Genomic DNA, 15,081 nt, shown 5'->3' on the forward strand with positions numbered 1-15,081 from the left:
AGTGTCCTTGTCTTAATTGCCATCCCAACGTCTTAACCGTCACCCCGGCGAAGGCCGGGGTGACGGTTAAGACTTTTGACGGACCTAGCCCCCCCGCCCCCCAACCCCCAGGCTTCCCCTATGTCCATCGATCCCGTTGCCCTGACCCAGGCCCTGATCCGTTGCCCCAGTGTCACCCCCGCCGATGCCGGGGCGTTGGGCGTGCTGGAGGGGGTGTTGACCGACATGGGCTTCACCTGCACCCGCCTGCGGTTTGAGGAGCCGGGCACCGACCCGGTGGACAATCTCTATGCCCGCCTGGGCAGCGCCAGCCCCAATTTCTGCTTCGCTGGCCATACCGATGTGGTGCCCACCGGCGACCGCGCCGGCTGGACCGTCGATCCGTTCGGGGCGGAGATCATTGACGGCAAGCTGTTCGGGCGCGGCACCTCTGACATGAAGGGGGCCATCGCCTGTTTCGTTGCCGCAACGAAATCGTTCCTGGATCGCAATGGTACGCCCAACGGCTCCATCTCCCTGCTGATCACGGGGGATGAGGAAGGGCCGTCCATCAATGGCACGCGCAAGGTGCTGGACTGGATGCGCGAGCAGGGGGAAGTGATCGATGCCTGTCTGGTGGGGGAACCCACCAACCCGAAGGCGCTGGGCGACATGATGAAGATCGGCCGGCGCGGCTCTGTCACTGCCACGCTGACGGCCTATGGCGCGCAGGGCCATGTCGCCTATCCGCATCTGGCGGATAACCCACTGCCCCGCCTGACGGAGGCGCTGACCCTGCTGGCCGGCAGCCCGCTGGATGAGGGCACGGCCCATTTCCAGCCCAGCACCCTGGCGCTAACCACCATCGATGTCGGCAACCCGGCCAGCAATGTCATCCCGGCCAAGGGAACGGCAAAATTCAATATCCGTTTCAATGATCTGCACACGCCCGACAGCCTGGAAGCCCATATCCGCGATGTGCTGGAAGAGGTGGGCGGGGCCTGGGATCTGAAGATGCAGACCAGCGGTGTCGCCTTCCTGACCCCGCCCGGCCCCCTGGTGGCCACGGTGGCCGGGGCCGTGACGGCGGTGACGGGCAAGCAACCGGAACTGTCCACCAGCGGCGGCACCTCTGACGCCCGCTTCATCAAGGATCATTGCCCGGTGGTGGAATTCGGGCTGGTCGGCGCCACCATGCACAAGGTGGATGAACATGTGGCCGTGGCCGACCTGATCCAGCTGACCGCCATTTATGACCGGGTGCTGGTTGATTTCTTCGCCGGCAAGGCCGCCTGATGCTGTCGCCTGAAATCCGGCAGGGGCTGGCCGGCGCCCTGCGCCTGTTGCGGCTGGATGCCGGCGGCATGGCTTGTTTCAGCGACAGCGATGCGGATATTGCGCGCAGCTTCAGGGTCTATCTGCTGGTCTTCCCGCTCTCCCTGCTGATCTCCGTGGCGCTGGGCGACCCGATGCTGGGCAAGCTGGGCCTGCCGCTTTATCTGGCGCTGGAGGCGGTGACGATGGCGGCCAATGTTGCCGGATTCCTGCTGCTGGCCTGCCATCTGGCCCAGGCCATGGGGCATGGATCGCGCATTGGCCTGATGGTGGTCGCCTATAACTGGTCGCAGTTGGTGGCCATGCTGGTCTATGCCCTGTTCGTCACCCTGTCCCTGGGCCTGTCCGGCGGCGGGGAGGCGGGGGCGCAGGCGGTGAATGGTGCGCTGGTTGTGCCCATGCTCTGGCTGCTGGTCTATGGCTGGTTCGTGCTGCGCCAGTCGCTGGCCTGCAACGGTTTGCTGGCCAGCGCCCTGCTGCTGAGCGATCTCACCCTCAATCTGCTGATTAATTCCGTCACCCAGGCGGTGGGTTGACGGTCGTCCGTGCCTGACAGAGGGCGGCCAACCCCGCCATCTGTTCCGGCCGGCGCATCGGCCCGCCCATCAGGGCGGCCCCGGCAGCACCGGCTTCCAGGCAGGCGGCCAGATTATCCGCCCCCACACCGCCCAGGGCCAGCACCGGCAGGGGGGCGTCGGCCAGGGCTGCCGGGCCCAGGGCGGGGCCATAGCCGGGTTTCGACGCGCTGGGGAAAATCGGGCTGAGCGTGGCGTAATCCGCCCCGGCCGCTGCCGCCGCTTGCAGTTCCGCCGGATGGTGGCAGGAAATCCCGATCAAGGCCTGCGGCCCCAGAGTGGCGCGGGCGGCAACCACATCGCCACCGGCCGGCAGATGCAGGCCCCGGCATTGCCGGGCGAGATCGACATTACCATGCACCATCAGCACGCCGCCCACGGCACAGAGCAGCGGGCGCAACTGGTCCAGCAGCGCCTGCTGCTCGCCCACGGGCAAATCCTTTTCCCGCAGCGACACCCAGCGGCAGCCATTGGCCACCGCCGTCCGCACCGTCGCCACCAGATCGTCGGTCTGGTGGCGGTCGGTGATCAGCAGCAAAGGCGGGCAGGGCAGGGGATGGCGCTGGCTCACCCGCCGATCAGCCCCAGTTCGGGGCTGGAGGCTTCGGCCCGATGGCGCTTGGGGATGCGCCCGGCCAGTCGGGCCAACCGCCCGCCTTCCACGCCCGCCCGCATGGCAGCGGCCATGCGCACCGGATCGGTGCTTTTCGACACGGCGGTGTTCAGCAGCACGGCGTCACAGCCCAGTTCCATGGCCAGGGCGGCGTCGCTGGCCGTGCCGATGCCGGCATCCAGCACCACCGGTACGGCACTGGTGCGGCAGATATGTTCGATATTATAGGGGTTCAGGATGCCCAGGCCGGTACCGATGGGGGCGCCCAGCGGCATCACTGCCGCACAGCCCAGATCGGCCAGCCGCTGGCAGACCACCGGATCGTCGGTGCAATAGGGCAGCACGGTGAAACCGTCGCGCACCAGCTCATCGGCGGCGCGCAGCAACTGTTCCACATCCGGGTACAGGGTTTCGCGGTCGCCGATCAGTTCCAGCTTGATCCAGTTGGTATCCATGGCTTCGCGCGCCAATTGCGCGGTCAGCACGGCATCCTTCACCGTGGCGCAGCCGGCCGTGTTGGGCAGCAGCCAGACCTTGCCGGCCACCAGATCCAGCAACCCTTCGCCATAGCCGGTTAGATCGGCCCGGCGCACGGAAACGGTGAGGATTTCCGCCCCCGAGGCGGCCAGACTGTCCAGGAACACCTGCTGGTTGGGATAGCCGGCGCTGCCCAGGAACAGGCGGGAATGGAAGCTCTTGCCGCCGATCTTCAATGGATCGGCGGAGAGAAGGGGATGATGATTCATGTCAGCCGCCCTGCAGAACCTTGACGATTTCAACCTTGTCGCCGGGGGACAGCACCGTGTCGGCCCAGCGGGCGCGCGGCAGCACCGTGCCGTTCAGCGCCACGGCAATGCCGCGCGCCTGCGGGTCGATCCCGTCCGCCGCCATGATCGCCGTCAGCGCATAATCTGCCGGCTGGCGATCCTTGCCATTCACATTGATCATTATCTCTCCCCCGATCAGGCGGCGGCGCTGCGGGCAAAGCGCGCGGCGCCGAAACCGGCGATCTTGTCGTCCACCCGGCCGGTCAATACAAGATCGGCGATGGTGTGGGCGGTGATGGGGGCCAGCAGAATGCCGTTGCGGTGATGGCCGGTGGCCAGCGCCAGCCCCTCCACCCCCTCGGCCCAACCCAGGATGGGCGCATCGTCGCGGCAACCGGGGCGCAGGCCATTCCACATTTCCCGGATCGGCAGTTCCTCGATCCCCGGCAGGGTGCGCCAAGCCGCTTCCAGCAGGGCCAGCACGCCGCCGGCCGTCATCTGCTCGTCAAAGCCCTTTTCCTCCGTCGTGGCACCGACGATCAGCGTGCCGTCGGCGCGCGGCACCAGATAGCATTTGGGGCCCCAGACAACATGGTTCAACAGCGGGGCGGCCGGGTCCATGGCGATGGACAGCATCTGGCCCTTTACGGGGCGCACCGGCGGCGGGGCGGGCAGGCCGGGCAGCAGGCGCGACCAGGCCCCGGCCGCCAGCACCACCTTGTCCGCCGCCTGCACCCGGTCGCCCAGTTGCACGCCGGTAACGCGGCCAGCGCTGATCTCCAGCCCTGTCACCGGTGTGCCTTCATGCAGGCGTCCGCCGGCCCGGGCCAGGGCCACGCGCAGCGCCGCTGTGGCCAGACGGTTATCCACCTGCCCATCGCGGGGGGAATAGACGGCGGCGGCCGTGCGCGGGTTCAGGAACGGTTCCCGTTCCTTGGCCTGGGCACCGGTCAGCCAGTGGATATCCAGCCCCAGCCCGCGCTGGAATTCGTAATTGCTGCGCAGCGTTTCCACATCATCGCGGGTCAGCGCCACCACCATAGTGCCTTCGCGGCGCAGGCCGACGGGCAGGCCGCTGGCCGCTTCCAGTTCGGCGGCGAAGTCGGGCCACATTTCCCGGCTGGCCAGGCAGAGCGGCAGCAGCGGCTGTTCGCCCGGCTCCGCCTCCACCGCGGCGGCCAGCATCCCGGCGGCGGCGCGGCTGGCCCGTTGGCCGGCGGCGGGGTCACGTTCGAAAATATCCACCGACGCGCCGGAGAGCGCCAGCCGCCAGCCAATGGCCAGCCCGATGATGCCGCCGCCGATGATGACGACGCGCGGTTGCGATGAAGACATGGTGATGGACATGGCTGAACATCCTCCCTTCGCCGGCATGACCCGGATCAGGTTCGATGGGTATGATCTCAGCCGTGCCGACGCATCCGCCGGCCACGGCACCCCAGATTGACGATGAGAAGAGTCATGGGCCTGTCACAGACCGAAAGCAAGGCCCGGACATGGCCGTCACCCATGCTTGGCGCAAATGGAAAACCCCGCCCGGTGGACCGGGCGGGGTTGGAAAGGCTGCGTTTCCGGGGGCTGGAGTGGGGTTCTGCTGCCCCAGCCCCCGGCGGCATTACGCCGCGATCAGGGTTTTGACAAACTTGTCCACTTCCACATTCAGAACTTCGGACTGGCGCGTCACGTCGGATGCCGTGCCATGCACCGTGCTGGCGGCCCCGCCGGTATTGGCGGCGGCCTCACTGACGCCCTGCACCGCGTTGCACACGGCCTGGGTGCCATTGGCCACATCCTGCACCCGGCGGGCGATCTCGTTGGTGCTGGCCTGCTGTTCCTCGATGGCGGCGGCCAGGGCCGTGGTGATCTCCCCGATCTTGTCGATCGTGTAGGCGATGCGGTTGATGGCGCTGACGGCGGCCCCGGTTTCCCGCTGGATGCTGGCGACCTGGGCGGCAATATCCTCTGTGGCTTTGCCGGTCTGGGTGGCAAGCGTCTTCACTTCGCTGGCGACCACGGCGAAGCCCTTGCCGGCTTCCCCGGCGCGGGCCGCCTCAATCGTCGCGTTCAGGGCCAGCAGGTTGGTCTGGGCGGCGATGCCCTGGATCAGCGTCACCACTTCCTCAATCCTTGTGGCGGCACCTTGCAGCCCGTCCATCGTCCGGGTGGTCTCGGTGGCGTCTTCCACGGCGGCGCGGGTGACATTATTCACCTCCACCACCTGCCGGGCGATTTCCGCGATGGAGGCGTTGATCTGTTCGGTGGCGGCGGCCACGCCCTGCACACTGCCGGCCGATTCATTGGAGGCCTGGGCCACTTCCGACGCCTGCCCGGCGGCGGCTGTGGCGGCCGCGGTCAGCCCCTGGGCACTGTCGCGCATATCCTGGGCAGAGGCGGCCAAGGCGGCGGAAACCTGCCCCAGCTTGCCGGCGAAATCGCTGGTCATGCGCTCCAGCTGCTGGCGGCGCTGTTCCTTGGCGATCTGTTCGGCCTGCTGTTCGGCGGCCATCCGGCGGCCATCCAGCAGCCCGGCCTTGAACACGTCCAGCGCCTTGGCGATGCGGCCGATTTCATCCCCACGGCCGGTTTCCGGCACGGTGGCTTCATAATCACCACCGGCCAGGGTCTGCACCGTGGCGGCAACGTGGGTCAGCGGCTTGGTAACCTGACGCGAGACCATCCAGCTGGCGAAACTGACCGACGCGAGAATGCCAATGGCGGCGATGATCAGCATCAGGTTGCGTTCAGTGTCGGCAAAGGCATCCAGCCGATCGATGGCTGTTTCGACATAGGCCACCTGCTGCTGCGACAGCTTGATCATCACATCGTTGAAGGCCTTGCGGTTGGCGCGGTTGGCGTCATTGTCGCCCAGCGTGCGGGCCGCTTCGGCCCCGTTCTGGCGCCCGGCCTCCATCATGTCGGTGCGGAAGCGAATGAATTCTCGGCCCCTGGCAATGGCGTCGCGCATATCCTTTTCCACCGCCGGATCGATCACCGCTTCATAGGCGGTCAGACGCTTATCCAGCGTCTGCAGGCTGGTGGTCATCGTCTTGGCGAATTTTTCCAGCTCGGCGGCATCGCGGGCCATGTAGATGCCGCGGCTGTCCATCACCACGGCATTGATCAGGCCATTGATCTGTTCAGACAGAACGGCACGCTGGTTGGCCGCCCCCATCCGCTCCACCTCTTTCTGGTAAACGGACAGGGCCTGCAGGCCCAACACAACCATGATCACCGCAACAAGGGTCAGCAATGCCACGGCCAAGTTGACCTTGAGCGCTATTCCCATATCGCGAAAATTCAACATGGCTTTTTCTCCTGACAACTTTTGGATAGGTCGCAGTGCTACATTTGTGCCTGTGCCTGATGTTGTCAGAATGCCAAGATTCCGAATTTTGAACAGATATGCAGAGGGTTATGATTGTGTTCGCTGCAACCTTCTTCAGAATAGATTGATTTTGTTATCGGATTATTGGTTTACCACTTTGGTAACCGATGTCATTGCCTGGACCGGCGGCGGAAGCGCAGGAAGACCGGGCGGCAGCCCGTCAGCATTTTCTGTTCATACCGGGTGGCGGGCCAATCTTCAGGCCGGGTGCGCCAGTCGGTGGGGCCTTCGGCCATCCATTCGAAATCCGGATGGCGCCAGGTATGTTCCAGCATCCAGCGGGCCAGCTGCATGTCGTCCGACGCCATGCGCAGTTCCGCCCCATCCTTCAGCACGCGGGACAGGCGCGGCAGGTTATCCGGGCCGATGAAGCGGCGGAAGGCATGGCGGGCCTTGGGCCACGGATCGGGGAACAGTACGAAGGCACGGCCGACCGAGGCGTCGGGCAGGGCATCCAGGATGGGACGGGCATCATCGGGTACCACGCGGATATTCCGCTGCCCGCCCTGCTCAATATGTTTCAGCAGGGAGGAGACGCCGTTGATGAACGGCTCGCAGCCGATGAAGCCGATATCGGGGTTGCGCTCCGCGTGCCAGGCCAGATGTTCACCGCCGCCGAACCCGACCTCAAACCACAGGTCGCGCATCGGCTGGTCGAACAGGCCGGAGACATCCAGCCTGGTGCCATCCTTGGGCGCTTCCAGCTTTATCGCCGGCAGTAGAGTGTCCAGCACCTCCAGTCGGCCCTTGCGCAGGGGCCGGCCATGGCGACGGCCATAAAGAACCTTGCGGTGGGGGATATCGTCGGGGTTCTGCGTGGACATGGTGCTAAATCAACCGGCTTTGGATCGGGGTATCGAAAAATGGCAAACGGCCCGCCGGTGAGGGCGGGCCGGTCGCTGGCACTTTGGCAGGGCCTGGATCAGGCGCCGAAGGCAGATTTCAGATCGGCGACCAGATCGGTCTTCTCCCAGCTGAAGCCGCCATCAGCCTCCGGCTCCCGGCCGAAATGGCCGTAAGCAGCGGTGCGGGCATAGATGGCGCGGTTCAGCTTCAGATGCTCGCGGATGCCACGGGGGCTCAGGTTCATCAGCTGGCGCAGCACGTCGGACAGCTTATCCTCATCCACGCGGCCGGTGCCGGCCGTGTCGATATAGACCGACAGCGGGTGCGACACGCCGATGGCGTAGCTGAGCTGGATGGTGCACTTGTCAGCCAGACCGGCGGCAACGACGTTCTTGGCCAGATAGCGCGCGGCATAGGCGGCGGAACGGTCAACCTTGGTCGGATCCTTGCCGGAGAAGGCGCCGCCACCATGCGGGGCAGCCCCGCCATAGGTGTCCACAATGATCTTGCGGCCGGTCAGACCGGCATCACCATCGGGGCCACCAATGACGAAACGGCCGGTCGGGTTGACGTAAAACGCCTCTTCCGGGCACATCCAGCCTTCCGGCAGGATCTCCAGCACATGGCGGCGCGCCGTTTCCCGGATCTCTTCCTGGCTCACGGTTTCCGAATGCTGGGTGGACAGCACCACAGAGGTGGCGCCCACCGGCTTGCCATCGCGGTATTGCAGGGAGAACTGGCTCTTCGCATCGGGACCCAGCCAGGGGGTGGCGCCGGAATGGCGTACTTCCGCCAAGCTCTTCAACAGCTTGTGGCTGTAATAGAGCGGGGCCGGCATCAGGGCCGGGGTCTCGGTGCAGGCATAACCGAACATGATGCCCTGGTCGCCCGCCCCTTCATCCTTGCTGCCGGCAGCATCGACGCCAACGGCGATGTCGGCGGACTGGGCGTGCAGATGGACGGAGACATCGGCAGTGGCCCAGTGGAAGCCCTTCTGCTCATAGCCAATATCACGGACAGCGGCGCGGGCGACCTCTTCAACCTGCTTCAGCAGCTCACCGGGGCCGCGCACTTCACCGGCAATCACGATTCGGTTGGTGGTCGCCAGGGTCTCACAGGCGACGCGGGCATAGGGGTCCTGGGCCAGATACAGGTCGACCACGGCATCAGAGATGCGGTCGCATACCTTGTCGGGATGGCCCTCGGAGACGGACTCGCTGGTGAAAATATAATTCGTCTTTGCCACTTGCGATCGCCTCGGTCAGTGAAAGCGCTGGGTATAAAACAAAACACGCCGCCCCCGGAACAACCAGGTGCAGCGTGTTTGTCGCAAGCTTTCCCGATATGGTCAAGAGAGGGTGACAGCCGTCTTCTGGCATTTCACCCTTTCCGCCTGCTCAGGCCGCGTCGGCTGCCGAAGCAACAGCCTTGGTCAGTTCGAAGATGCGCTTGCGCACACCGGGATCGGTGATGCGGTAATAGGCACGCACCAGTTCCAGCGTCTCGCGCTTGGCCATCGGGTCCGGCTCACCGGCTTCCGGCATGGCAGACGGAGCGCTGGTGTTTTCCCCGCTTTCCGGGTCGGCCATGTCGTCGAAAAAGAAGGAGACCGGCACGTCCAGTACGCGGGACAGGTCGAACAGGCGGGAAGCCCCGATGCGGTTGGCACCCCGCTCGTATTTCTGCACCTGCTGGAACGTCAGGCCAATGGCCTCGCCCAGCTTCTCCTGGCTCATGCCCAGCAGGGTGCGGCGCAGTCGGACGCGGGAACCGACATGCACATCGATCGGATTCGGCTTACCCAGCTTGGGACGACCGCCACCACGACGGCCACGGGTTGCGGTTTGCATTTGAACAACCTCCAGATTGGCGGACGGGCTGATCCTGCGACATACGTTTGCATGACGTCAAGTTCTTTGCCCTATGCTTCGGGATGTAGGGCCACCGGCTTCTGCGCCTTTTGCGATGGCTTTCCTAAAGCTGTATGAGTGGGCGTGCTATTTTTACAGAAGCGACGTGTTATGAAGATGAACACGCCCTGTGGCTGTGCCAATAGTTCTTTTGGTCACATAGCCAAAGGATAGCACGCGGCTAGGCCCGAGAATTGTCGCCAGCTAATGTCTGATTAATAACTTCATCTGTATGCGGAAAAGGCAGGGGTAGCGTATTATGCATGGCTGCCAGTATGGCTGCTTCCCGGCCGCCCATTATCCGCGCGCGATAGCCCGCTTGCCGGAACGCCCTTCGGACTAGCGCCGGGTGCGTTTAAACGGAAACGCACCCGGCGCTAAGTCCTTGTTCAGCGAGCGGATTCACGCTCCAAAGCGATTCCGCTTTTCCGCGATCCGCTCTAAGCGCATCTGGTCAGGGGCAAATCGATTTGTCTGAGAGTGCCGACGAAAACCGGGCGCTGTTGAGGGGTGAGCTTACTGGGGACATGTTCTGCTTGATGCCCCGTGGGTTCAGCGTTGGTGACTTTTTGCTGAGCCCGTAATTTACGATTATTGATCGCGGCTGCACTGTTGTCGAGACTTGCTGGTTATTGGCTTATATTATCAAATAGTTAATATCATCGCCGCTGCCGATCGGCGCGAGGGATGAGATGGCGCAAAGCATTGGATTTTCTCCGCCCGGACCGTTGCGCGGCCTGTCCACTGGTGTGGCCTGCCTTGATATTGTCTGGCTACCCGATCCGCACCCCATGGTCCCGCGCATAGGCCCGCAGCCGCGCGCGGACGGAGCGGTCGGGCAGATTGTAGAGCGATTCCATATAGCCCTGCAAAGCCCCCACCTGCAGCGACCGCACCATCGCCTTCACCTCAAAGAAGGCTGGGGCCGACATGGACAGGCGGCGCAGGCCGACGCCCAGCAGCGCCATGGCATCCAGCGGGCGGCTGGCCATTTCGCCGCACAGCGACAGCGACACATTGGCCGCGTGGCACTTCACCACCAACATGCGCAGCACCCGCAGCAGGGCCGGCGACAGCAGGTCATAGCGGTTATTCATCATCGGGTTGCCCCGGTCCGACGCATAGAGATACTGCAACAGGTCGTTGGAACCGATGGACATGAAATCGATCAGCGGCAGCAGCGCGTCCAGCTGGAACAGCAGGGCCGGCACCTCCATCATCACGCCCACTTTCAGCAGGCTGGGGGCCGGTTCGCCATTTTCCGTCAGGCGGCGGATTTCCATATCCAGCATGTGGCGGGCCTGCACGAATTCGGCCACCTGCGCCACCATGGGGAACATCACCCGCAATTCCCGGCCCGCCGCCGCACGCAGCATGGCGCGCAACTGCTTGCGCAGCATGGACGGCCGGTCCAGCCCGATGCGGATGGCCCGCCAGCCCAAGGCCGGGTTCTCCTCCCCCAGTTCCGGGAAATAGGGCAGCGTCTTGTCGCCGCCGACATCCAGGGTGCGGAAGACGACCGGCTTGCCCTTCGCCTCATCCATCACCCGGCTGTAGGTTTCCTGCTGGGTAATCACATCAGGATATGACGGGCGCACCATGAAGGGGATTTCGGTGCGGTAAAGCCCCACCCCTTCAGCGCCCGTCGCTTCCAGATGCGGCAGATCGATCAGCAGCCCGCAATTCAGCATCAGCTGCACTGGCACCCCATCCTTGGTGACGGAGGGCACATCGCGCAGGCGGACGGATTCGGCAGCGCGCTGCTTGCGCACGGCCAGGCTGGTCAGGAAGGCTTCCTGAATATCATCAGCCGGGCGGACAAAGACCTGCCCATGGTCGCCATCGACGATCAGGAAATCCAGCGGCTCCACCCGGCGCAGCACATCGGCCGCCTGTCCCACCACCGGGATATCCAGGGCGCGGGCGACGATGGCGACATGGGAATAGGCGGAGCCTTCCTCCATCACCAGCCCGCGCAGACGGGTGCGGTCATAATCCAGCAATTCCGCCGGGCCCAGATTGCGGGCCACCAGGATGAACTCATCCGGCAGGGTGCCGCCAACGGCATCCACCGGCTTGCCGGCCAGATGCTGTAACAGCCGGTTGGTGATGTCGTTCAGATCCAGCAGCCGGTCGCGGATATAGGGGTCGGCCACCTGGGCCATGCGGGCGGAATTGTCATTCTGCACCCGCTGTACCGCTGCTTCCGCCGTCAGGCCCGACCGGATCGCCTCCCGGATGCGGTTCAGCCAGCCGCGATCGGCCGCCACCATGCGGTAGGTCTGCATGATCTCGGCATGTTCGCTGTCCGACTCGCCCACGGCGATCAGCATCTGGTCGATGGCGGAATGCATGTTTTCCACCGCCCCCTTCAGCCGCACCAGCTCGGCCTCCGGATCATCGGCCACCATCTGGCGGATGGTCAACTGCGGGCGGTGCAGCACGGCCAGCCCCATGGCCACGCCCCGGTTCAGGCTGATCCCTTCCAGGCGCGATGGCAGCAGCACCAGATCATTGGCCAGCGACAGTTCCCGGCTGTCCACCAGCTCGCCACCGGCCACCAGTTCCGCCACGATCATGGCGATGGTCTGCAGCGTCTCCACATCCTGTTCATCGTAATCGCGCCGGTCCTTGTGCTGGATGGCCAGCACGCCGCGCACCCGGCCGCCGCGCAGGATGGGTACGGCCAGGAAGCCGTTAAACGGGTCTTCCCCCGTTTCCGGGCGATAGGCGAAATTGGGATGGCTGCGCGCATTGGCCAGCGCCACGGGGCGGGCATGGGCGGCGACATCGCCGATCAGGCCCTCACCCACCCGCATCCGGGTCTGGTGCACGGCATCGGGGTTCAGACCGATGGTGGCGAACAGTTCCAGCACCTCACCGGCGCGCATAATGTAGCAGGAGCAGACATCGGCGGCCATTTCATGGGCGATGGTCTTGACGATCTTGTCCAGCCGGTCCTGGGCGGAGCCGCTGCCGGCCATGATATCGCGCAACCGGGCCAGCAGCCGGCGGGCACCGGCACCGGGGTTGTGGCCCAGCACCTGGGCACCCGACGATATCATCATCTCAACCATGTTCCTCAGACCCACCCTGCGGGGCGGCGGCGTCACCGCCGCCTGATCGATGGATAGCAGGTTGGAACGGATTCGTCAGGCTTCTTAAGGCGAAACACCTTCGATCCGGCGACCGTTTCCGCAACGTCACCCGCGCCGCGTCAGCGCCGCCTCGGCCTGTTCCACCAGTTCGGCCAGAATCTCCGCCACCGGCTGTTCCTTCGTCACCATGCCGACGGACTGGCCCGCCATCAGGGAGCCGTTTTCCACATCGCCCTCAATCACCGCGCGGCGCAGGGCGCCGGCCCAGTAATGTTCGATCTCCAACTGGGCTTCCTTCTGGTCCAGCTCCCCGGCGTCAAAGCGGGCGATCACTTCCCGCTGCTTTTCCATGAAGCGCTTGGTGCCTTCATTTTGCAGCGCGCGCACAGGGATCACGGGGAAGCGGGCATCCAGCGCCACCGAGGCCAAGGCGTCGCGCGCGCTGCCGCGGATGAAGGCCTGCTTGAATTTGGGATGCGCCCGGCATTCGCTGGCGCAGACGAAACGGGTGCCCAGCTGCACCCCGGCGGCCCCCATCTCCAGATAGGAGACGATGGCATCACCCCGGCCGATGCCACCGGCCACGAAGACCGGCACATCACCGATTTCCGGCAGAATTTCCTGCGCCAGCACGGAGGTGGAGACAGGCCCGATATGGCCGCCAGCCTCTGACCCTTCGATGACGATGGCATCGGCGCCGCTGCGGATCAGCTTTTTGGCGATCACCAGGGCGGGGGCAAAGCACATCACCCGTGCCCCGCCATCGCGCGCCGCCTTGATGGCGGTGGCGGGCGGCAGGCCGCCGGCCAGCACAATATGGCCCACCTTCTCTTCCAGGCAGACCTGGACCAGCTGGTCCAGCTGCGGATGCAGGGTGATCAGGTTGACGCCGAAGGGCTTGGTGGTCAGCGCCTGGGTAGCCTGGATTTCCGCCCGCAGCAGATCGGGCGGCATGGAACCCGATGCGATGACGCCGAACCCGCCGGCATTGGAAATGGCCGCCACCAGATTACGGTCCGACACCCAGGTCATGGCCCCGCCCATGATGGCCAAGTCCGTGCCCAGATAGTCGCGGCCCCGCGACCAGAGTTGGTCCAGCCGTTCCCGTGCCGCCGTGACGCCCATAGCCCTTGGTCCTTCCACAAAACAATACCGCCAACTCCCGATCTTTAGCGGGAATTGGCGGCGGTAACTAGCAAGCGATGGCGACTATTGCCATCGTCCAAAGGTAAAGCTGCCGTGGCTTCCGCACATAGCGGCCGCAACAGCAGCCCCAAACTTAGGCCTTGTCCAGCCCATAGGCGGTGTGCAGGGAGCGCAGCGCCAGTTCGGTATATTCCTCGGCGATCAGCACAGAGACCTTGATCTCGCTGGTGCTGATGACCTGGATATTGATGCCGCGATCGGCCAAGGCCTTGAACATGCGCTGGGCGACGCCGGCATGGGAGCGCATCCCGACACCGATCACCGACACCTTCACCACATTGGCGTCGGAATTCAGGCGGCGATACTTCAACTGGTCCTTGGACTTTTCCAGCACCTGCACGGCACGGTCCAGATCGGCCTTGCCCACGGTGAAGGTCATGTCGGTGGTGCGGCCATCTTCCGACACGTTCTGCACGATCATGTCGACATTGATGGCGGCGTCCGTCAGCGGGCCGAAGATCGCGGCGGCGACGCCGGGTTGGTCTTCCACGCCCACCAGGGTGATCTTTGCTTCGTCCCGGCTATAGGCGATGCCGCTGACCAGTTCCTGTTCCACGATTTCATCCTCGTCCACGACCAGGGTGCCGGGAAGATCGGAGCCCGGCGCCTGTTCAAAGGTTGACAATACCTGCACCCGAACATGGTGCTTCATGGCCATTTCGACCGAGCGGGTCTGCAGAACCTTGGCGCCCAGCGACGCCATTTCCAGCATTTCTTCATACGTGACGCGGTGCAGCTTGCGCGCCGTCTTCACGATGCGCGGATCGGTCGTATAGACGCCATCCACGTCGGTATAAATGTCGCAGCGATCCGCCTTCAAGGCAGCGGCCAGCGCCACGGCGGAGGTGTCGGAACCGCCACGGCCCAGCGTGGCAATGCGCCCCGCTTCCGTCACGCCCTGGAAACCGGCGACGACGCCGACCACGCCGTTGGACATGGCTGCCGACAGCGGGGTGGTATCGATGCGTTCGATGCGGGCCTTGCCATGCACCTCATCGGCGATCAGCGGGATCTGCCAGCCCTGCCACGAGCGGGCGGGGATGCCGATTTCCTGCAGGGCAATCGCCAGCAGGCCCGATGTCACCTGCTCGCCCGAGGCGACCACGGCATCATATTCCGCCTGATCATGCACCTTGGCGATCTGGCGGCAATAATCCACCAGTTGATTGGTCACGCCGGACATGGCGGAGACGACCACCGCCACCTCGTGGCCGGCATCGACCTCCTGTTTGACCTTCTTGGCGACATTCTTGATGCGTTCGATATCGCCAACCGAAGTGCCACCGAATTTCAGGACAAGCCGCGCCATAACGCCATTCCATAGGGGATAGGGTCGAATAGGGTCGCCCATGACGGTCGCCATCGGC

At 64.6% G+C, this 15,081-nt stretch carries 13 protein-coding genes and 1 riboswitch; of the genes, 2 read left to right on the forward strand and 11 right to left on the reverse strand.

Translation table 11 applies throughout. The features are described from left to right. Positions 1-120: 120 nt before the first annotated feature. A complete protein-coding gene (gene dapE, locus CHB97_RS14210; RefSeq protein WP_089288636.1) occupies positions 121-1,275 on the forward strand; it encodes a succinyl-diaminopimelate desuccinylase in 1,155 nt (384 codons plus the stop codon). Further along, entirely contained in the window at positions 1,275-1,850 is a 576-nt protein-coding gene (locus tag CHB97_RS14215; protein WP_089288637.1) for a hypothetical protein, read from the forward strand. Before dapE ends, CHB97_RS14215 begins: the two co-directional genes overlap by 1 nt. Here CHB97_RS14215 and CHB97_RS14220 read toward each other — a convergent pair. From CHB97_RS14220 to CHB97_RS14270, 11 genes are all read right to left on the reverse strand, one after another. Further along, entirely contained in the window at positions 1,831-2,460 is a 630-nt protein-coding gene (locus tag CHB97_RS14220) for a thiamine phosphate synthase (RefSeq protein ID WP_200819949.1), read from the reverse strand. The genes CHB97_RS14215 and CHB97_RS14220 overlap by 20 nt on opposite strands. Further along, positions 2,457-3,248: a thiazole synthase gene (locus CHB97_RS14225; protein ID WP_089288638.1), complete on the reverse strand. Its 792-nt coding sequence runs from the start codon at positions 3,246-3,248 to the stop codon at positions 2,457-2,459. Before CHB97_RS14225 ends, CHB97_RS14220 begins: the two co-directional genes overlap by 4 nt. 1 nt (position 3,249) lies before the next feature. After that, a complete protein-coding gene (gene thiS / locus CHB97_RS14230) occupies positions 3,250-3,450 on the reverse strand; it encodes a sulfur carrier protein ThiS (RefSeq protein WP_089288639.1) in 201 nt (66 codons plus the stop codon). Between the two features lie 14 nt (positions 3,451-3,464). Further along, positions 3,465-4,616 carry a glycine oxidase ThiO gene (gene thiO / locus CHB97_RS14235; RefSeq protein ID WP_089288640.1) on the reverse strand — a complete coding sequence of 384 codons (1,152 nt, stop codon included), beginning with the start codon at positions 4,614-4,616 and terminating at the stop codon, positions 3,465-3,467. Continuing rightward, positions 4,612-4,720, reverse strand: a riboswitch (TPP riboswitch). (Overlaps the previous gene by 5 nt.) Positions 4,721-4,884: 164 nt before the next feature. Beyond that, a complete protein-coding gene (locus CHB97_RS14240) occupies positions 4,885-6,573 on the reverse strand; it encodes a methyl-accepting chemotaxis protein (protein ID WP_089288641.1) in 1,689 nt (562 codons plus the stop codon). Between the two features lie 191 nt (positions 6,574-6,764). After that, on the reverse strand, positions 6,765-7,478 hold the full coding sequence (locus CHB97_RS14245) for a tRNA (guanosine(46)-N(7))-methyltransferase TrmB (RefSeq protein ID WP_089288642.1): 714 nt from the start codon (positions 7,476-7,478) through the stop codon (positions 6,765-6,767). Positions 7,479-7,576: 98 nt separating this feature from the next. Next, on the reverse strand, positions 7,577-8,746 hold the full coding sequence (metK, locus tag CHB97_RS14250) for a methionine adenosyltransferase (RefSeq protein WP_089288643.1): 1,170 nt from the start codon (positions 8,744-8,746) through the stop codon (positions 7,577-7,579). A 151-nt stretch (positions 8,747-8,897) separates the two neighbouring features. After that, entirely contained in the window at positions 8,898-9,350 is a 453-nt protein-coding gene (locus CHB97_RS14255) for a helix-turn-helix domain-containing protein (protein WP_089288644.1), read from the reverse strand. Between the two features lie 833 nt (positions 9,351-10,183). Then, positions 10,184-12,478, reverse strand: a complete 2,295-nt coding sequence (ptsP, locus tag CHB97_RS14260; RefSeq protein WP_244559542.1) for a phosphoenolpyruvate--protein phosphotransferase — start codon at positions 12,476-12,478, stop codon at positions 10,184-10,186. A gap of 135 nt (positions 12,479-12,613) precedes the next feature. Continuing rightward, complete coding sequence (locus tag CHB97_RS14265) at positions 12,614-13,633, reverse strand: nitronate monooxygenase family protein (protein WP_089288645.1); 1,020 nt, start codon at positions 13,631-13,633, stop codon at positions 12,614-12,616. Between the two features lie 154 nt (positions 13,634-13,787). After that, positions 13,788-15,023 carry an aspartate kinase gene (locus CHB97_RS14270; RefSeq protein WP_089288646.1) on the reverse strand — a complete coding sequence of 412 codons (1,236 nt, stop codon included), beginning with the start codon at positions 15,021-15,023 and terminating at the stop codon, positions 13,788-13,790. Between the last annotated feature and the right edge of the window lie 58 nt (positions 15,024-15,081).

The sequence above is a fragment of the Azospirillum sp. RU38E genome (assembly GCF_900188385.1).
In the GTDB taxonomy this organism is placed as follows: domain Bacteria; phylum Pseudomonadota; class Alphaproteobacteria; order Azospirillales; family Azospirillaceae; genus Niveispirillum.